Below are 18,166 nucleotides of genomic sequence, written 5' to 3'. Positions count from 1 at the left end.
GAGCAGATAAATTTGCATTGCCGTTGAGGTGGGTGGCCGCCCCCTCAGCGGTTTTTCTTTCACTTTTCTGCGGAAACCAGACCCTGAAAACAGAATAATCCGGACAAAATCCGGGTATGCTGCGGCAACGGCGCAGTTCATTTGTATTTAACTGATTGATTTTATTGGTCGGAGTGAGAGGATTCGAACCTCCGACCCCTGCCTCCCGAAGACAGTGCTCTACCAGGCTGAGCTACACTCCGACCGTGGCGGGTGATTATACTTCGATATCTTGATGTGCAAGAGGGATTTTGAGCCCGGCAACGTGTTAAGCACTATACTCAAGACACCTATGATGCGCGATGGCACGGTCAAGGCATCAGCTCTGTTTCACTGCAAGGGATCTGTCCGATACAGCCGGATTTTTGTCCCGCCATGATCGACAATTGGGCCGGGTGCAAGCAAAGGTAATCGTGTCGCGCGGGCCAGTCCGGGCGTGGTCGTTATTATCCCGACGCGCCACCCCTTGAACCGGTTGGCCAGTACCTTTCCCAGGCTGCCATAAAGCGACCGCAAGCGCTTTTCATCACCGATACGGGCACCGTAGGGTGGATTCACAATGACCAGACCCGTTGGTCCTTCGGGCGGTTTGATGTCACTGATTGAGCGGTGTTGAAACCGCGTGATCTGATAGACATTGGCGTGCTCAGCATTCGAGGCTGAGGCCTTGATGGCTCCTTCATTGCGGTCGGAGCCATAGAAGCTTTGTGCCGTCTCACGCGGGTGCACCCGGTTGCGCATTGTCTGCCAAAGATCATTATCAAACCCCACAATGTCTTCAAACGCGAAGCGGCGCGATCGCCCGGGGAGCAGGTCAAGGGCGATCTCCGCTGCTTCGATGACGAACGTGCCGGAACCGCACATTGGGTCAAGAACAGGCTCGGAGCCATCAAAGCCGCACTCACGCAAGAACATGGCGGCCATCGTCTCGCGCATCGGGGCCTTGGCGACGGCGGGCTTGTGGCCGCGTTTATGCAAAGGCTCGCCGGAACTGTCTATCGAGAGCGTACAAATGTCTTTTTCGATTCGAAGCAATACGCGCAAATTGCTGTCCGGTGAAATTGGGGCGCCTAGCGTTTCTGATATGGCGCGTTCGATCCGCTGCCGCGCGGCACCTGCGTGATAGATGCGTGATTTGCGGCTGGTTGCTTCGATTTTTATCGGAATATCGGCTCTTAGATAGTCGGCCCAGGGGAATTTACGTGCCCGTTTATCCAACTGAGCGAGATGGACGGCGGGAAAACTGCCCAATCGAACCAGAACCTTGTTCGCGCCGCGCAGCTCTAGATTGGCACGCCACACTTCGGACCAACCACCACTGCATTGGACACCGCCCGCAACCGTTCGCGCGCCCATAAATTCGCGGTCCTTCGCCTCAGCACATAAAGGCGCTTCGAGGCCGGGGGTGGCAATCAGAAATATTTCAAAGTCATCGCGGTCATCCATTCTGGCTGCTTACACCGGATGCGCGACGGGCGCGACATACAAATTGAGCGGCAAAAACGCTTCGAAAGTTAGTAGAATCATGAGAATGTGAGAATCTCGCTAAGGATTGAGCAGTAACAGGTTTGCGTTTGACCTCATCCCCGCGTAAAGGAGCCCTGATCGGAATTACGCTTGCGGATTCCCGTCGGTTTATGGCGCTTTTGCAACCGGGCTGATCGGAAAACTCGTGTTATTTCTTGACACCAATGTAAGGTGGCAAGCAGCAGGCGCAGGACAGAGGCTTGGAAGAACGTAGCAACATGCAAACTTTCAAACTAAAAAAAGGGTTGGATTTGCCGGTCGACGGTGCTCCTGAACAGAACATCCAACCGGGGCCTGCGTTTTCAAACGTTGGCGTTTTGGGGAATGATTACCTTGGCCTTAAACCCCGCATGTTGGTGCAGGAAGGCGACGAGGTTCAGCGCGGCACACCGTTGTTCTGCCACAAGGATGCGCCCGATGCGATGATGGTCGCACCGTTGAGCGGGAAAATCGTTGCAATCAACCGTGGCGCTCGCCGTTTATTGCAAAGCGTCGTGATCGAGGTCTCTGATGCCAATGATACGGGCATCGATTTCTCGGATGTTGGTGATGGTGAGACCGCCGAAGGTATCACCGCCAAACTTTGTGCGGCCGGGCTGTGGACAGCTTTCCGAACAAGACCTTATTCGAAGATGCCCGAACCGGGGTCAAAACCGGTGTCAATTTTTGTTACCGCGATGGACAGTGACCCATTGGCCGCCGACGCGGCCGTGGTGATCGCAGACGCGCCAGATGTCTTCGCCTTGGGCTTGACCGCCATATCGCAACTGACCGAGGGCAAGACCTACCTGTGCCACCAAGACGGCGACAGCGTGCCCGGTGCTGAGTTGCCCGGTGTTGAGGCTGCGGCGTTCTCGGGCCCGCACCCGTCGGGGCTGGCTGGAACCCACATTCATTTTCTCGAACCGATATCGGCAAACAGACAAGTCTGGACTATCGGATATCAGGACGTGATCGCCATTGGCCGTTTACTGCAAACGGGACATCTTGACCCGAATGTCGTGATCGCTCTGAGTGGCCCGGCTGCACGACAACCGCGCCTGATCCGTACTGTCCTGGGTGCCTCAACCGATGACCTGACCCGTGACGAAGTAGATGTCGAAGGTACACCGCGGATTATCTCGGGGTCGATCCTGTCCGGGCGCCATGCCGAAGGACCATATGCCTATCTGGGCCGTTTTGCGCGGCAGATCACCATCATCCGAGAAGATCCTGATCAGATTCCCATGGGTTGGATCAGGCCGATGCCGTCGAAGTATGCGGTTCAGCCGGTTCTGGGTTCGGCCTTTGCGAAGAAGCTCTATGCGCTCACATCCAACCTCAACGGCGGACGACGTGCCATGGTACCCACAGGCACGTTCGAGGAATTGATGCCGCAGGACTACCTGCCCACGCAGTTGCTGCGCGCGCTGCTGGTAATGGATACCGACACCGCTCAGGCGCTGGGTGCACTGGAATTGGACGAAGAAGACCTGGGCCTTGTGGGCTTTGCCTGCCCGGCGAAATATGAATATGGGCTGGCGCTGCGCGACTGCCTCAGCAAGATTGAAAAGGAGGGCTGAGCTGAATGGGTTTGCGCAGCTTCTTTGACCGGATTGAGCCGAACTTTACCAAAGGCGGCAAGTACGAGAAGTTATTCCCCATCTACGAGATGGTCGAGAGCTTCATATACACTCCGAAAACCGTAACAGCCGTCGCCCCCCATGCGCGATCCTATGTGGATATGAAGCGGATCATGACTTATGTCGTGATCGCGACAATCCCCTGTATTCTTTGGGGGATGTGGAACACCGGCTATCAGGCGAACTCGGCGATTGCGACGCTGGGTCCTGACGCAGCCACAGGCTGGCGGATCGCCCTGTTGCAACTGTTCGGCATCTCGCTGGACCCAACCAGCATCATTGCCAACGTGATGCACGGGATGCTCTATTTCCTGCCGATTTACATCGTGACACTGGTCGCTGGCGGTATCTTCGAAGTCATCTTCGCAACAGTGCGCGGACATGAAGTAAACGAAGGTTTTCTTGTTACTTCAATGCTTTATACGTTAATTATGCCCGCGACCACACCGTTGTGGCAGGTGGCGCTTGGTATCATCTTTGGTGTTGTAATCGGCAAGGAAGTCTTTGGCGGCACCGGCAAGAACTTCCTCAACCCCGCGCTGGTTGGCCGGGCGTTCCTGTATTTCGCCTATCCTGCACAGATGTCGGGAGACTCGGTCTGGACGCCCGTCGATGGCTTCTCAGGTGCAACGGCGCTGGCGGTTTCTGCGGCGGATGGATATCAGGCCCTGGCCGCAGATGGCATCACCTGGTGGAATGCATTCTACGGCACCATCCAGGGCAGCTTTGGCGAGACCTCGACGCTGGCCTGCATGATTGGCCTGGCCTTCCTGCTGATGACCAAGATTGCCAATTATCGCCTGATCATAGGATGCCTGGCCGGAACGATTGCCTTTGCTTGGCTGCTAAACCTGATCGGGTCCGACACCAATCCGATGTTCGCGATGCCGTGGTACTGGCATCTGGTGCTGGGCGGTTACGCTTTTGGCCTGGCCTTCATGGTGACCGAGCCGGTTTCGGCCAGTCACACCAATGTCGGTCGCTATCTCTATGGTGCGCTGATTGGGGTCATGGTTGTTTTGATCCGGGTGCTCAACCCGGCCTTTCCGGAAGGTATGATGCTGGCCATCCTATTCGGTAACGTCTTTGCCCCGCTGATCGATTACTTCGTCGTGCAGGCAAACATCAAACGGAGGGCGCGTCGCCATGTCTGATACGCAATCCCCGGAACCAAAGGGCGCGATTGCCAAGTTTCTGGCGGCGTCGCCGGATTCAGTTGGCAAAACCATCTTTGTGGCTGTCGCCATCTGCCTTGTCGCTTCGATGATCGTGTCAGCCGCCGCCGTGAGCCTGCGACCGGTACAGGAAGCGAACAAGCTGAAGGACAAGCAGGTCAATGTTCTACAGGTGGCGGGTGTCTATGAACCCGGCATCAACGTGACCGAAGCCTTCGCCGCGTTCGAGCCGCATGTGCTGGATCTCGCAACCGGCGAATTTGTCGATGACCAGTTCGACCCAGCCAGTTTTGACGATATTGCCGCCGCCAGCAATCCCGAGCTGAGCGTCGCGCTGGACGACGATCCGGCGGGCATTGGTCGCAAATCCAAGTACCGTGTGATTTATCTGCTGCGGGACGAGGCCGGTGCGTTGGATAAGGTGGTCCTGCCGCTGCACGGCTATGGCCTGTGGTCAACGCTCTATGGCTTTATCGCTCTGGAAAGCAACGGCAACGATATCTTCGGCCTGCAATTCTATCAGCATGGTGAAACCCCTGGTCTCGGCGCCGAGGTGGACAATCCGCGCTGGAAGGCGCTGTGGAACGGCAAAAAGCTGCGGGATGAGGCTGGCGATCTGCAAATCACCGTCGCCAAATCCCAGCCCGCCGCCGGACCGGACTTTTATATCGACGCGCTGGCGGGTGCTACGCTGACGTCGGTGGGTGTCGATAACCTGGTGAAATTCTGGATGGGCGATGCGGGCTACGGTCCCTTCCTGACCAAACTGCAAGCAGGAGAGATCTGATGTCACAGACAAAGAAAGAGCTGTTGGTCGACCCGCTTGTCGACAACAACCCGATCACACTGCAAGTGCTGGGCATCTGCTCAGCGCTGGCGGTGACATCATCCCTGCAAGTAGCCTTTGTCATGGCGCTGGCGGTGACTTTTGTGACAGCGTTCTCATCGATGTTCATCTCGATTCTGCGCAACCAGATTCCGGGATCGATCCGGATCATTGTACAGATGGTCATCATCGCGTCGCTGGTGATCCTGGTGGATCAGATTCTGAAAGCCTATGCCTTTCAGATATCGAAAACCCTGTCGGTTTTTGTGGGCCTGATCATCACCAACTGCATCGTCATGGGCCGGGCCGAAGCGTTTGCGATGAAGAACCCGCCGATGGCCTCGTTCATCGACGGTATTGGCAACGGTCTGGGCTATGGCCTGATCCTGATGCTGGTGGGCTTTATCCGCGAGTTGTTTGGCTCGGGCAGCCTGTTCGGCGCAACCATTCTGCAGACCGTCAATAACGGCGGCTGGTATGTGCCCAACGGCCTGCTGCTGCTGCCACCATCAGCCTTCTTCGTGATCGGTTTGCTTATCTGGGCCTTCCGCACATGGAAGCCAAAACAGGTGGAAGAACGTGAATACAAAATCCAGCAGGTAGAGGCGCACTGATGGAAGGGCTTATCTCTCTGGCCGTAAAGGCCGTCTTTGTCGAAAACCTCGCGCTCAGCTTCTTTCTGGGGATGTGTACCTTCATCGCCGTTTCAAAGAAGATTTCAACCGCGCTGGGGCTGGGTATCTCGGTGATGGTCGTGCAGGCGATCACAGTACCCACCAACAACCTGTTGCTGAGCTATCTGCTAAAGCCCGGCGCTCTGGCCTGGGCCGGGTTTCCGAATGTGGACCTGACTTTCCTTGGCCTGATCTCGTATATCGGTGTGATTGCGGCGATGGTTCAAATCCTCGAAATGGTGCTCGATAAGTACTTCCCGCCGCTTTACAACGCGCTTGGTATTTTCCTGCCGCTGATCACGGTGAACTGTGCCATCCTGGGTGGATCGCTGTTCATGGTGGAACGCGACTATAACTTTGCCGAAGCAGCTACTTATGGCGTCTCGTCAGGCTTCGGTTGGGCGCTGGCAATTACCGCAATGGCGGGTGTGCGCGAAAAGCTGAAGTATTCGGATATTCCCGATGGCCTGCAGGGTCTTGGTATCACCTTCATCACCGCAGGACTGATGGCAATGGCCTTCATGTCCTTCTCGGGCGTGAAACTGTAAGGAGGGCGCGATGGAAACCTTTAGCCTCGGCGTAATCCTTTTCACCCTGATTGTTCTGGCTCTTGTGGCCATCATTATGGCGGCCCGCTCCAAGCTGGTGTCGACCGGTGACGTGAACATCACCATCAATGGCGAAAAAACCATCTCGGTCCCAGCCGGAGGCAAGCTGCTGCAAACGCTGGCGGCAGAGAAGTTGTTTGTTCCCTCTGCCTGCGGGGGTGGCGGAACCTGTGCTCAATGCCGGGTCAAGGTACATTCGGGCGGTGGCTCGATCCTGCCGACCGAGGAAAGCCATATCACCAAGCGGGAAGCTTCCTGTGGTGACCGTCTGTCCTGTCAGGTAGCGGTCAAGCAGGATATGGATATCGAAGTCCCCGAAGAGGTCTTTGGCGTCAAAAAGTGGGAATGCACCGTCCGGTCCAACGAGAACGTAGCAACCTTCATCAAAGCCCTGACACTGGATCTGCCCGAGGGCGAGGACGTCAATTTCCGTGCCGGCGGTTACATCCAGATCGAAGCGCCGTCGCACCAGTTGGCCTATACCGATTTCGATGTCGAAGAGGAATACCGCGAGGATTGGGATCGGTTCAATCTTTGGCAGTACAAATCTACCGTCGCTGAGCCAATTGAACGTGCCTATTCAATGGCTAACTACCCGGACGAGAAGGGCATGATTATGCTGAATGTTCGGGTTGCCTCACCGCCGCCAGGATCCGAAGGTATCCCACCGGGCCAGATGTCATCCTACATCTTCAACCTCAAGCCCGGCGACAAGGTAACGATCTCGGGCCCGTTCGGCGAATTCTTTGCGCGGGAAACGGGAAAAGAGATGGTGTTCATCGGCGGTGGAGCCGGTATGGCCCCAATGCGCAGCCACATCTTTGACCAACTCAAGCGACTTGAGAACCGCAACCGAAAGATCAGCTTTTGGTATGGTGCGCGCTCGAAAAAAGAGATGTTCTTTGTCGAAGATTTCGACACTTTGGCCGAAGAGTTTAACAATTTCGAATGGCACGTGGCGCTGTCGGATGCGCAGCCCGAGGATGATTGGAAAGGCTACACTGGCTTTATTCACAACGTTCTGTTCGAAGAGTACCTCCAAAACCACCCCGCGCCCGAGGATTGCGAATACTACATGTGTGGACCGCCAATCATGAACCAATCGGTCATTAACATGCTGTTGGATCTGGGCGTTGACCGCGAAGACATCATGTTGGACGATTTTGGCGGATAGACATATTTGGTCGGCTTCAGTCTTGGGGCCGACCAATTTTTTAGACTCTGTTGCGGTTGAATCACCGGTGTCAGGGCTTTTCATTTAACGAACACCGCACTGGTTTTGCCACTTCAGGCAGCAGGACATATGTTAACCGAATGGATCAAAAGACTTGTTGCGCCCAAAGCGCAGTCTGACCAGGCGGTGGACCTGTCTATGCTGGCACCCGCAGAAAAATTCTACGCGATCGGAGACATACACGGCAGGCTCGACCTGTTGCAGACACTTCTTACTGCGCTGGATGATGATTGCCCGCTGGTGTTTGTTGGCGACTATGTTGACAGGGGTGACTATAGTGCGCAGGTATTGCGCCATTTGCGTCATCTCAGCGCCGGTCCGGATAAAAGGGCTGTCTGCCTGAAAGGTAATCACGAAGATATGCTGCTCGGATTCCTTGATGACCCGGGAAGAATGGAGCGCGTTTGGCTACACAATGGCGGTGCCCAGACCTTAGCTTCATTTGGCCTCGCAGATATCGATCTGTCCGAGCCGGAGGTCGTAGCGGCGCGACTGCGACAGGCCATGGGACAACAATTGTTGGACTGGCTGCTCTATCAGCCTCTGACATGGACAAGCGGTAATGTGACTGTTGTTCATGCTGCGCTGGATCCATCGCACCCGGTTAACAAACAACACGCCAGGACCTGCCTTTGGGGGCATCCGCAGTTTCCTCAGAAACTCCGAATGGATGGGCAGTGGATCGTGCACGGTCATACAATTGTCGCGGCACCGAAGATTGAGCACGACGTCATTTCGATCGACACAGGAGCCTTCGCCACTAACCAATTGACGGCTGCCGAGATTTCACCCGGCAGTGTTCGGTTCATCTCGACCGGTCGCTCCGGCATTTCGAAGTTTACGGTATAGGCGGCTAGCCGACGATCATCTGTTTCATTTTCAGCGCTTCATATTCCAGTTCTTTCAACCGGAAATGCACCACGTCCCCGATGGTAATAACGCCCCGCAGATTGCCATCGCTTATCACGGGCATGTGGCGAAACCGGCCTTCCGTCATAGTCTTCAGCACGTCGTTCAGATAGTCTTGGGGCGTGCAGGTCTTGACCTCGGCCGTCATCAGATCCGCCACAGATTGCGGTAGGGTCTGCCCCGGTGTCTCAGCCATGCGGCGCACGATGTCGCGTTCGGATAAAATACCCTGCAGCGCACCATTCTGATCGGTTACCACTACCGCGCCGATGCGTTTTTCCCGCAATATATCCACGACCGAATGAATTGTATCATTGGGCCGCACCGAAAAAACGGCTTCCCCTTTACCTTCCAGCAGCTTCGCAACCGTTGTTTGGGTGTGCGATAGATTGGTTTCAACCGACTGGCTGCGGGTTGTCGACCCGGCCTTGTCGCCGCGTGTCGGGGGCTGGTAAGAGCTTGGGGCCATGGGCGGTCTCCTCTTTCACCGGTAATGTCCTTAAATTCCACCTTACCGCAGGGACCGGCCCTGTATAGAGTGCAATTTCGAAAACCGGCGTAACTTGGCCACATTACAAGGAGTTCCAAACCTGTGAGCAACCTGTATCTGACCCCGCCTGTGGCTGCGCTGATCTTCTTTGTTGTGGTCGTATGCGGCCACAACTTTCGCATGGCATGGAAACAGCAACCTCAAGGATGGCAAAAGCGCGCATGGGTGTTTGGTGTCCCAGCTTCTGTCGGGCTTTTGGTGCTGGCGTTTCTGCCGCTCAAGGTCTGACGTCGGTTTGACTCTGAACGGGGTCGCTGGCATATGCCGGGCAAGACTACGCCCAGGAGATTGCCCCATGCGCCCTCTGATTGCACTGGCCTCGCTGCTGTTTGTTTCGGCCTGTTTGCTTGACAAAGAACCCGACGTGGTGCGCCTGTCCGGCGAGACGATGGGAACTACGTTCAACGTCATCGCAATTGGCGATGATCTGGACGAAGCCACACTTGGCAACACGGTTCAGGAGACGCTGGCGCAGGTCAATGCAAAGATGTCCAACTGGGATCCGAATTCCGAGGTTTCAGCCTTCTCGGCATCGGCTAGCACGGACCCGATAACAGTGTCCGATGAATTGGCCTTTGTGATACAAGCCGCAAACGAGGTTCACAAAAAATCTGGGGGTACCTTTGATGTCACTCTGGGCCCTCTGATTGAGCTGTGGGGCTTTGGCCCGCGCAAGCCGGACGACCCGGTTCCTGCCGATGCGGACATCGAGGCAGCATTGGGGCAGGTGGGGCAGGCGCGCCTGCTGACCTTGGACGATACGGCGCGCACTCTGGCCAAGTCGGATGCAGGGGTAGGGATTAACCTGTCAGCCATTGCCAAGGGATATGGTATTGATGCGGTTGCCGCGCGGCTGCGTGACGCCGGTATCGAGGATTACATGGTCGAAATCGGTGGTGATCTGGTGGCCATGGGGCAGAATGACAAAGGCGACAACTGGCAGATTGGTATCGAAAAGCCCGAAGCCGGAGCGCAGGCCATTCAACTGATTGTTCCGCTTGACGATTTGGGTATGGCGACATCAGGCGACTACAAGAACTTCTACGAACAGGACGGCGTGCGATACTCGCATATCATCGATCCGATAACGGGCCGCCCGATCACCCATCAGACAACCTCGGTCACGGTACTGGCGGAAAGCGCGATGATGGCGGATGCCTGGGCGACAGCGATGCTGGCGTTGGGGCAGGACAAGGGGTTGGAGCTGGCCGAAGAACATAAACTTGCTGTGTTTTTCATCTCGCGGGATGTGACAAGCGGCGAAGAAGCTTATATCACCGTACAAAGCAGCGCGTTCAAGGAAGCGCTTGGGACCAACTGATCGGTAGGAACCGTAATGAGCACTTTTATTCTGGCATTTGTAGTGTTGCTGATCATCATGGTTGGAATGTCTCTGGGCGTGTTGCTGATGGGTAAAACCATCAAAGGCAGTTGCGGCGGTCTGAACGCGATCTCAGGCGCTGATAAGTGTGTTGTTTGCCAGAAAGACGTCGATCCAGACAGCCCGCTGAGGGACAAGCTGCAGTGCAAGCGTGCCAAAAAGATGCTGCAGGAGATGGAAGGCTAGTGTACCAGCCTTGGTATGACCAAAGCTAAGAACATCCTCTTTATCATGTTCGATCAACTGCGCTGGGATTATCTCAGCTGCTACGGACATCCGCATCTGCACACGCCGAATATCGACCTATTGGCTTCGAAAGGGGTGCGGTTCACGCGCGCCTACATCCAATCGCCCATTTGCGGCAGTTCCCGCATGTCAACCTATACCGGGCGCTATGTGCATTCACACGGCGCGTCGTGGAACGGCATTCCGCTTAAAGTCGGTGAAATGACCATGGGTGACCACCTGCGCAAGGCGGGGATGGATTGCTGGCTGGTCGGTAAGACCCATATGCGCGCCGATGCCGAAGGCATGGCCCGGTTGGGGCTTGAGCCCGACAGTCTGATCGGTGCCCGCGTCGCTGAATGTGGCTTCGATGTCTTTGAACGGGATGATGGGATGCGCCCCGAAGGGCCAGATGGTTTCTACGACCCAGACGGGGCCAAGAAGTACAACGAATACCTGAAAGACAAAGGCTACGAAAGCGACAACCCTTGGCATGACTTTGCCAATTCAGGGCTGGATGCGGATGGCAATGTGCTCTCGGGTTGGTTTCTGAAGAATTCGTCTGAGGCTGCGAACATCGCCGAGGAAGACAGCGAGACGCCGTATCTGACCACCCGTGGCATGGAATTCATGGAAAGTCATGAGGGCCCATGGTGCTGTCATCTGAGCTATATCAAACCACATTGGCCCTACATCGTACCAGAACCCTATGCCTCGATGTACAGTCCCGAGCACGTGCTGCCTGTTGTCCGGTCCGAGGCCGAACGGCAGAATGCGCATCCGGTGCTCAAGGCATTCATGGATACGAAAATCGGCCAGACATTCTCTCGTGAAGAAGTGCGCGAGGCTGTAATCCCAGCCTATATGGGCCTGATCAAACAGGCCGATGATCAGATGGGTCGACTGTTCGACTGGATGGAGCAGACCGGGCGGATGCAGGACACCATGATCGTGCTTACTTCGGATCACGGGGATTTTCTGGGCGATCACTGGATGGGAGAGAAAACATTCTTCCACGACGCCTCAACCAAAATGCCTTTGATCGTCTACGACCCATCTCGCCAGGCTGATGCCACGCGCGGTACCACCTGCGACGCGCTGGTTGAATCCATAGATCTCGCCCCCACGTTTCTGGAGATGGCAGGCGGTGAACCTGCTGGCCACATCCTCGAAGGGCATTCATTGCTGCCAATCCTTTATGGCCAAGCCGATTGCACTCCGCGTGATGTGGCGATTTGTGAATATGATTACTCCGCATCGCCTATTGCCAAGATTCTGAATTCCTCGGTTCGGGATGCAGTCATGTTCATGGTTGCGAACAAGAAATGGAAACTGATCCATTGCGAGGGCGGCCATCACCCGCTTTTGTTTGATCTCGAAAATGATCCGGATGAGCTGGCCGATCTGGGCGAAAGTGTTGAACACGCGGACGTTATTGCCGAGATGTATAACCATTTGTTCACTTGGACACGGCGCCAATCACAGCGCACAACCCGATCCGAAGAGCAGTTGCTGAACATGCGCGGCTCGAGCGGTGGAAAGGGTGTGGTGGTCGGTATCTACGACGAGAACGAGATGCCGCTTGAGTTGACCGTGAAGTACCGCAATCGCAAGGCGCGGCCCTTTGGCGACTACAAGCAGGATTAATTCTATCCTTGTCGCCATAAAAGACGGTTCAACCTTGCGCGGGCAGGGGGTAGAAGATGGCGACGCCGAAATCGGAGAACATTCATGACCGCCCCCAAACCCGTTGTTCTGTGCATCCTTGATGGTTGGGGCATGTCTGACGATACCGAGGCCAACGCCCCCTATCTGGCGAATACACCGACCTTCGATGCCCTCATGGCTAATGGCCCTCATGCGCAACTGATTACGCATGGTCCGGATGTGGGTTTGCCCAGCGGTCAGATGGGCAACTCTGAGGTTGGGCATACCAATATCGGTGCAGGGCGCGTGGTTGCGATGGATTTGGGTCAGATCGATCTGGCTATCGAAGACGGTTCATTCTTCGGAAACGATGCCCTGCAGGATTTCATCACCAGGGTGAAAGCTGCAGGCGGTACGGCGCATTTGATGGGGCTGATTTCAGACGGCGGTGTGCATGGGCATCTGAACCATATCGTAGCGGCCGCCAAGGCCATCACCGAGGCCGGCATACCCGTGGCGTTGCACGCCATCACCGACGGTCGTGATGTGGCCCCGAAATCCGCATTTACCTTCATTAAGGAGCTACAGGACCGATTGCCCGAGGGCGCCGGTATTGTCACCGTCTGCGGGCGTTACTTTGCTATGGATCGCGACAACCGCTGGGAACGGGTCGCCGAGGCCTATGCTGCCATTGTCAAAGGGCAGGGCCGGGAGGAAACCTCTGCCCATTTCGCAGTGGATCACGCGTATAACCAATCTGAAACAGATGAATTTATCACCCCGACCTTTCTAGGCGACTATGCCGGCATCAGGGATGGCGACGGCTTCTTTTGCCTCAACTTCCGGGCCGACCGCGCACGCGAAATCCTGCGTGCAATCGGAGAGCCCGGCTTTGCCGAATTCGACACCGGCCCACGTCCGCAGCTTTCGGCGCTGTTGGGAATGGTTGCGTATTCGGATGGTCATAACGGGTATATGACCACGGTGTTTCCCAAACGGAATATTGTGAACACTTTGGGCGAATGGGTCGCAAAACAGGGCTTGCGCCAGTTCCGTCTGGCCGAAACCGAGAAATACCCGCACGTTACCTTTTTCCTCAACGGTGGCAAGGAACAGCCCGAAGGTGGCGAAGACCGTTTTATGCCGAAATCGCCTAAGGTGGCGACCTATGATCTGCAGCCCGAAATGTCTTCGGCTGAGGTGACCGAAAATTTTGTTCAGGCGATTCACGATGGGTACGATCTGATCGTCACCAATTATGCCAATCCCGATATGGTCGGCCACTCCGGTGATCTGCAAGCCGCGATTAAGGCCTGCGAGGCCGTTGACCAGGGTCTGGAGCAAGTTGTTGCAGCGCTGCGGCAGGTTGGGGGCGCGATGATCGTGACCGCTGATCACGGCAATTGCGAAATGATGGTCGACCCGGAAACAGGGGGGCCGCACACGGCGCACACGTTGAATCCGGTCCCGGTTGCGCTGGTTGGCGGACCCGAAGGTGCGGGCCTGCACAATGGGCGGTTGGCGGATCTGGCGCCCACCATTCTGCAACTCATGGAATTGCCGATACCTGATGAAATGACCGGGGAAAGTCTGCTGACATGAGGGTGCAATCAGCCCTTGCCGCGTTGTTGTTTTGGTCGGCGCCCGCCGCCGCTCAAACCAGCCCGTCAGAGGCAGCGCTGCAGGCGGCTGAGATGCTTGAGCAGGCATCGATTTCGCTGACAGAAGCGGACAGCGCGCGCAATCGGGTTCGGGCTTTGACGGAAACATTACAAGCCTATGAGGCCGGTCTGACCGCAATGCGTGACGGCTTGCGTCGCGCCACTCTGCGCGAGGCGCAGCTGACCGCGGAACTTCGGGTGCGAGAGCGTGAGGTGGCGCAATTGTTGGGTGTTTTGCAGACCATTGAAACCACCGCCCCCCCGGTGCTGATGTTGCATCCTTCCGGGCCATTGGGGGCCGCGCGCACCGGAATGATGTTGGCTGAGGTCACACCCGGCCTGAACACGCAGGCTCAGGCACTTGCCGGTGACCTGCAAGAGGTCCAGACGTTGCGCCAGCTCCAGCAAAGCGCAGCCAATACGTTGACCAAAGGTCTGACGGGTGTGCAGGATGCCCGCACGCAACTGAGTGAGGCTATCGCGGATCGCACCGATCTGCCGCGTCGTTTCGTGGAAGACCCTGTGCGCACAGCGATTCTGATTTCTTCGACAGAAACGCTGGATGGATTTGCCAGTGGATTGTCCGAGATTTCCGAAGGTGAGATTCCTGACACCAGCGCCGATATCTCGGGCCGAAAGGGCAAGATCGCCCTGCCTGCGCAGGGCGTGCTGCTTCACCGGGCCGGTGAAACCGACGCGGCAGGTGTAACGCGCCCCGGTCTTGTGCTGGGCACAAGACCCCGTACCTTGGTCATCTCGCCAACGGCTGCAACGATCCGCTACCGGGGGCCTTTGCTGGATCTCGGGAATCTTGTGATCCTTGAACCTCAGCCTGGATTACTGTTCGTGTTCTCGGGCCTGCAAGAAGTTTACGGACAGACAGGCGAAGTGATCCCCGAAGGCGCCCCGGTCGGCCTGATGCCGGGTGAAACCCCTCAAATCGGCGCAATTATGTCAACAAGCGGTGATGGCACTGGAACTGACCGATCAGAAACGCTCTATATAGAGGTAAGACAGGATAACAGCCCAGTGGACCCGGAATCATGGTTCCGGACGGACAAGGATGGATAAACGAGTATGAAAAAATTTGTGATGGCCGGTTTGGCCGGCACCGTGGCAGGGATAATCGCAACGACACAGATCGCGGGTCCGTTGCTGGCGCAAGAGGCCGAAAACAAGGCAAGCGTATATGAACAGCTTGATCTGTTCGGCGATATTTTCGAGCGTATCCGCGCCCAATATGTCGAAGAAGTGGAAACCGATGAGCTGATCGAGGCCGCGATTGATGGAATGCTGACTTCACTGGACCCGCATTCCAGCTATCTTTCGCCCGATGATGCCGAGCAGATGCGTGTGCAGACACGGGGCGAGTTTGGCGGGCTGGGTATCGAAGTCACTCAGGAAGAGGGCTTTGTCAAAGTCGTTTCACCGATCGATGACACCCCCGCGGACGCCGCCGGAATCGAGGCCGGCGATTTCATCACCCATGTGGATGGTGAAAGCATTCTGGGTCTGACTCTGGATAAAGCCGTCGATCTGATGCGTGGTCCGGTGGGATCGGAAATTGTGATCACGGTTGTTCGCGAAGGTGAACAAGAGCCGTTCGATGTGACCATAGTCCGCGACACCATCAAGCTGACCGCCGTGCGCGTCCGCACCGAAGGCACCAGTGTTGTTCTGCGTGTCACCACGTTCAATGATCAGACCTATCCAAACCTCAAGGAAGGGCTGGAAGAGCAAATCGAAGAGGCCGGGGGTATTGAAAACGTCAATGGCGTTGTTCTGGACCTGCGCAACAATCCAGGCGGGCTGCTCACGCAGGCCATTAAGGTTTCGGACGCATTCCTGAATGAGGGTGAAATCGTCTCGACCCGAGGCAGAAATCCTGAAGATGGTGAACGGTTCAACGCAACACCAGGCGATCTGACCGGTGGCAAGCCCATCGTTGTGCTGATTAACGGTGGCTCAGCCTCGGCTTCGGAAATCGTTGCGGGTGCTTTGCAGGATCACCATCGCGCGATCGTGGTTGGCACCAAGAGTTTCGGCAAGGGATCGGTTCAGACGGTTATGCCACTGCGGGGGGACGGAGCGATGCGACTAACAACCTCGCGCTACTACACGCCCTCGGGCCGTTCGATCCAGGCGCTTGGCGTCAGCCCGGACATCATCGTGGAACAACCGCGCAATCGCCCGGATGAAGAGGAAGAAGAAGAGACAAACGCCCGCACCCGGTCCGAGGCCGATCTGCGTGGCAGCCTGAATAATGACAGCCTCAGCGAAGATGAGATTCGTCAGATCGAAGAGGACCGCGCCAAGGCAGAAGCCACTGCTGAGTTGCGGGAAGAGGATTATCAGCTGGCCTATGCCATTGATATCCTCAAAGGTCTGTCGGCCTTCAGTCCGACTGGACCTTCGCAGTAACGATTTAGGGCCGCTACGAGCGGCCCTTTTTCCCGGTAGGCGTCAGCCTTCGACCTTGTGCAACTTTTTCTCGTCCAGCATCAGTGCAAGTATGATCCCAGCGGCGACCGAGAATGTGGCAAAGACAAAGGCCATGTTCATACCTGTATCAAATGCAGCCGCAATGGCGGTCCGAACCTTCTCAGCCTCTCCTGCATTCAGTTTTTGTAGCACAGCTTTGGACGACTCGGTGGTCAGCGTTCCACTATTGATCGCTTTCTGATCAGCCTCGGACATGTCGATGCCGGCAGTTGCAAGTCGGGTTTTCAGACTGGACAGGCTTGACGCATACATGATCGCTGTGGCGCAGGCGACCGAGATAGCGCCGTAAACCAGATGGGTCATGAAGCTCAGACCGCCCACCAGACCTGCACGTTCCGGCGTGACCGCGCAGACGGCTGCAGTTCCCGAGGGGCCGACGGTCAGTGTTGCACCTAATCCGATCAAGGCCATTCCCGGCAAGATTTGAAGGTACCCGGTTCCGGTTGGCATCAGGACGACGCTCGCCGCCCCAACCGTTGCGCAGAGATAACCCCAAAGAAGTAATCGTTTAGGTCCAAAATCATTGTACAGCGTACCCGAGACAATTGAACCAACGGCCAGCAATACGGTCAGGGGCGCCAGCCCCAGCGCTGATTGAAAGACGGACCAACCAAGAACCTTTTGCATATATTGCGGAAAGTACAGCAGCCCTACAAAAGCGGCCGAGACGTTGAACATATTCAGGCCCAGAGTGATCAGAAATTCGCGGTTCTGCATCAGCTGAGGCAGCAGCAAGGGTTCCCGGACCCTTCTTTCGACTTTCGGGAACAGAAAGAACAACACTGCGCTGACAGAAAGCAGCAGCAAGAGCGGCAGTGAGACCCACCCCCAATCAGCCCCAACATCCAACCCATAAAGCAGCAGCAGTACCGCAAAGGACAGGATACCTATGCCGGCAAAGTCGATATGTTCCCCTTTTTTATGTTCTGTCTCACGCTCCATCAGAAGGATGGCGGTCGCCATTGAAATGCAAGAGAATATGACATTGGCGAGGAAAAAGAGCCTCCAGTCACCCAGATCAACCGCAGCACCGCTGATCATCGGGCCAAAGACATTACCTGTGGTAACACCGGCCAGGATCAGCCCCATAATCATCGCGCGGTGTTCTTCTTTCGAAACTTTGGTGGCTCCGAACGCAAGTGTGCAGGGCCAGACGCAACCTGCTCCAATCCCTTGCAACGCGCGGGCACCAATCAGGTAGTCCAATCCGGGGGACGCAAAACATAAAACTGAGGCGAATAGAAAAATTGAAAGGCCGATAATCATCATCTTGCGGTGACCATACATATCACCCAGGCGACCCCCGGCCACCATCGTCATAGCAAAAAACAAAGCATAGATATTCAGAACCCATTGGGTGCTGGTTATATCCGTGTCAAAACTGTTTTCGATGGCAGGGACCAACATCAGGGCTCCGGTAAAATCTATCCCGATCCCGAAGGCCGTCACCATCAGCGCGATGATCTTTATGATGCTGTTGCGGTCCATAGGTCTGTCCGATGATGCACGTATGGGCCCAAAAAGATAGCGACACGCTGCGGCGTGTCATCAGCGGTTGGGCTGATGTGGCGGAGATTCTGAACTGA

At 56.0% G+C, this 18,166-nt stretch carries 17 protein-coding genes and 1 tRNA gene; 14 read left to right on the top strand and 4 right to left on the bottom strand.

The window, feature by feature from the left end; translation table 11 throughout:
- Nucleotides 1-165: 165 nt before the first annotated feature.
- Both BLU89_RS10355 and BLU89_RS10350 read right to left on the bottom strand, forming a co-directional pair.
- Nucleotides 166-242, bottom strand: a tRNA-Pro gene (locus BLU89_RS10355).
- A 127-nt stretch (nt 243-369) separates the two neighbouring features.
- Complete coding sequence (locus BLU89_RS10350; RefSeq protein WP_074736757.1) at nt 370-1,485, bottom strand: THUMP domain-containing class I SAM-dependent RNA methyltransferase; 1,116 nt, start codon at nt 1,483-1,485, stop codon at nt 370-372.
- Between the two features lie 299 nt (nt 1,486-1,784).
- Between BLU89_RS10350 and BLU89_RS10345 the strand changes: the two genes are divergently transcribed.
- From BLU89_RS10345 to BLU89_RS10315, 7 genes are all read left to right on the top strand, one after another.
- Nucleotides 1,785-3,128, top strand: a complete 1,344-nt coding sequence (locus BLU89_RS10345; protein WP_074736756.1) for a Na(+)-translocating NADH-quinone reductase subunit A — start codon at nt 1,785-1,787, stop codon at nt 3,126-3,128.
- 5 nt (nt 3,129-3,133) lie between these two features.
- Nucleotides 3,134-4,342: an NADH:ubiquinone reductase (Na(+)-transporting) subunit B gene (locus BLU89_RS10340; protein ID WP_074736755.1), complete on the top strand. Its 1,209-nt coding sequence runs from the start codon at nt 3,134-3,136 to the stop codon at nt 4,340-4,342.
- Nucleotides 4,335-5,150 (top strand): Na(+)-translocating NADH-quinone reductase subunit C, encoded by an 816-nt coding sequence (locus BLU89_RS10335; RefSeq protein ID WP_074736754.1) that lies wholly within the window; start codon nt 4,335-4,337, stop codon nt 5,148-5,150. Before BLU89_RS10340 ends, BLU89_RS10335 begins: the two co-directional genes overlap by 8 nt.
- Nucleotides 5,150-5,803, top strand: a complete 654-nt coding sequence (locus BLU89_RS10330) for an NADH:ubiquinone reductase (Na(+)-transporting) subunit D (protein WP_074736753.1) — start codon at nt 5,150-5,152, stop codon at nt 5,801-5,803. The genes BLU89_RS10335 and BLU89_RS10330 overlap by 1 nt, the downstream gene beginning before the upstream one ends.
- Nucleotides 5,803-6,411 (top strand): NADH:ubiquinone reductase (Na(+)-transporting) subunit E, encoded by a 609-nt coding sequence (gene nqrE / locus BLU89_RS10325; RefSeq protein WP_074736752.1) that lies wholly within the window; start codon nt 5,803-5,805, stop codon nt 6,409-6,411. Before BLU89_RS10330 ends, nqrE begins: the two co-directional genes overlap by 1 nt.
- A 10-nt stretch (nt 6,412-6,421) precedes the next feature.
- Complete coding sequence (gene nqrF / locus BLU89_RS10320; RefSeq protein WP_074736751.1) at nt 6,422-7,645, top strand: NADH:ubiquinone reductase (Na(+)-transporting) subunit F; 1,224 nt, start codon at nt 6,422-6,424, stop codon at nt 7,643-7,645.
- 198 nt (nt 7,646-7,843) lie between these two features.
- A complete protein-coding gene (locus BLU89_RS10315) occupies nt 7,844-8,554 on the top strand; it encodes a metallophosphoesterase family protein (RefSeq protein ID WP_245709736.1) in 711 nt (236 codons plus the stop codon).
- Nucleotides 8,555-8,558: 4 nt separating this feature from the next.
- Here BLU89_RS10315 and BLU89_RS10310 read toward each other — a convergent pair whose 3' ends face one another.
- Nucleotides 8,559-9,083, bottom strand: coding sequence for a CBS domain-containing protein (locus BLU89_RS10310; RefSeq protein ID WP_074736749.1), 525 nt, complete (start codon nt 9,081-9,083; stop codon nt 8,559-8,561).
- A gap of 123 nt (nt 9,084-9,206) precedes the next feature.
- Between BLU89_RS10310 and BLU89_RS10305 the strand changes: the two genes are divergently transcribed.
- The 7 genes from BLU89_RS10305 (at nt 9,207) to BLU89_RS10275 (ending at nt 16,499) form a co-directional block, all read left to right on the top strand.
- Nucleotides 9,207-9,392 (top strand): hypothetical protein, encoded by a 186-nt coding sequence (locus BLU89_RS10305; protein WP_074736748.1) that lies wholly within the window; start codon nt 9,207-9,209, stop codon nt 9,390-9,392.
- A gap of 67 nt (nt 9,393-9,459) precedes the next feature.
- Complete coding sequence (locus BLU89_RS10300) at nt 9,460-10,485, top strand: FAD:protein FMN transferase (protein WP_074736747.1); 1,026 nt, start codon at nt 9,460-9,462, stop codon at nt 10,483-10,485.
- A gap of 15 nt (nt 10,486-10,500) precedes the next feature.
- A complete protein-coding gene (gene nqrM / locus BLU89_RS10295) occupies nt 10,501-10,731 on the top strand; it encodes a (Na+)-NQR maturation NqrM (RefSeq protein ID WP_074736746.1) in 231 nt (76 codons plus the stop codon).
- Between the two features lie 15 nt (nt 10,732-10,746).
- Complete coding sequence (locus BLU89_RS10290) at nt 10,747-12,417, top strand: sulfatase-like hydrolase/transferase (protein ID WP_074736745.1); 1,671 nt, start codon at nt 10,747-10,749, stop codon at nt 12,415-12,417.
- Nucleotides 12,418-12,501: 84 nt separating this feature from the next.
- Nucleotides 12,502-14,019 carry a 2,3-bisphosphoglycerate-independent phosphoglycerate mutase gene (gene gpmI, locus BLU89_RS10285; RefSeq protein ID WP_074736744.1) on the top strand — a complete coding sequence of 506 codons (1,518 nt, stop codon included), beginning with the start codon at nt 12,502-12,504 and terminating at the stop codon, nt 14,017-14,019.
- The gene (locus BLU89_RS10280) at nt 14,016-15,149 is read left to right on the top strand and encodes a murein hydrolase activator EnvC family protein (RefSeq protein ID WP_074736743.1); all 1,134 of its coding nucleotides are present in this window, start codon (nt 14,016-14,018) and stop codon (nt 15,147-15,149) included. The genes gpmI and BLU89_RS10280 overlap by 4 nt, the downstream gene beginning before the upstream one ends.
- A gap of 6 nt (nt 15,150-15,155) precedes the next feature.
- A complete protein-coding gene (locus BLU89_RS10275) occupies nt 15,156-16,499 on the top strand; it encodes a S41 family peptidase (protein ID WP_074736742.1) in 1,344 nt (447 codons plus the stop codon).
- Between the two features lie 42 nt (nt 16,500-16,541).
- On the opposite strand, the gene BLU89_RS10270 is transcribed toward BLU89_RS10275, so the two are convergent.
- Nucleotides 16,542-18,068, bottom strand: a complete 1,527-nt coding sequence (locus BLU89_RS10270; RefSeq protein ID WP_074736741.1) for an MFS transporter — start codon at nt 18,066-18,068, stop codon at nt 16,542-16,544.
- Nucleotides 18,069-18,166 lie beyond the last annotated feature (98 nt).

Source organism: Ruegeria halocynthiae, from assembly GCF_900106805.1.
GTDB lineage: Bacteria > Pseudomonadota > Alphaproteobacteria > Rhodobacterales > Rhodobacteraceae > Ruegeria > Ruegeria halocynthiae.
Note: the sequence above shows the minus strand (reverse complement) of the source record. Positions and strands in the feature narration are given on the sequence as shown.

Coding starts and splice junctions, on each gene's coding strand:
- BLU89_RS10350 (WP_074736757.1), bottom strand. CDS start 1,485: ATGGATGACCGCGATGACTTTGAAATATTTCTGATTGCCACCCCCGGC.
- BLU89_RS10345 (WP_074736756.1), top strand. CDS start 1,785: ATGCAAACTTTCAAACTAAAAAAAGGGTTGGATTTGCCGGTCGACGGT.
- BLU89_RS10340 (WP_074736755.1), top strand. CDS start 3,134: ATGGGTTTGCGCAGCTTCTTTGACCGGATTGAGCCGAACTTTACCAAA.
- BLU89_RS10335 (WP_074736754.1), top strand. CDS start 4,335: ATGTCTGATACGCAATCCCCGGAACCAAAGGGCGCGATTGCCAAGTTT.
- BLU89_RS10330 (WP_074736753.1), top strand. CDS start 5,150: ATGTCACAGACAAAGAAAGAGCTGTTGGTCGACCCGCTTGTCGACAAC.
- nqrE (WP_074736752.1), top strand. CDS start 5,803: ATGGAAGGGCTTATCTCTCTGGCCGTAAAGGCCGTCTTTGTCGAAAAC.
- nqrF (WP_074736751.1), top strand. CDS start 6,422: ATGGAAACCTTTAGCCTCGGCGTAATCCTTTTCACCCTGATTGTTCTG.
- BLU89_RS10315 (WP_245709736.1), top strand. CDS start 7,844: ATGCTGGCACCCGCAGAAAAATTCTACGCGATCGGAGACATACACGGC.
- BLU89_RS10310 (WP_074736749.1), bottom strand. CDS start 9,083: ATGGCCCCAAGCTCTTACCAGCCCCCGACACGCGGCGACAAGGCCGGG.
- BLU89_RS10300 (WP_074736747.1), top strand. CDS start 9,460: ATGCGCCCTCTGATTGCACTGGCCTCGCTGCTGTTTGTTTCGGCCTGT.
- nqrM (WP_074736746.1), top strand. CDS start 10,501: ATGAGCACTTTTATTCTGGCATTTGTAGTGTTGCTGATCATCATGGTT.
- BLU89_RS10290 (WP_074736745.1), top strand. CDS start 10,747: ATGACCAAAGCTAAGAACATCCTCTTTATCATGTTCGATCAACTGCGC.
- gpmI (WP_074736744.1), top strand. CDS start 12,502: ATGACCGCCCCCAAACCCGTTGTTCTGTGCATCCTTGATGGTTGGGGC.
- BLU89_RS10280 (WP_074736743.1), top strand. CDS start 14,016: ATGAGGGTGCAATCAGCCCTTGCCGCGTTGTTGTTTTGGTCGGCGCCC.
- BLU89_RS10275 (WP_074736742.1), top strand. CDS start 15,156: ATGAAAAAATTTGTGATGGCCGGTTTGGCCGGCACCGTGGCAGGGATA.
- BLU89_RS10270 (WP_074736741.1), bottom strand. CDS start 18,068: ATGGACCGCAACAGCATCATAAAGATCATCGCGCTGATGGTGACGGCC.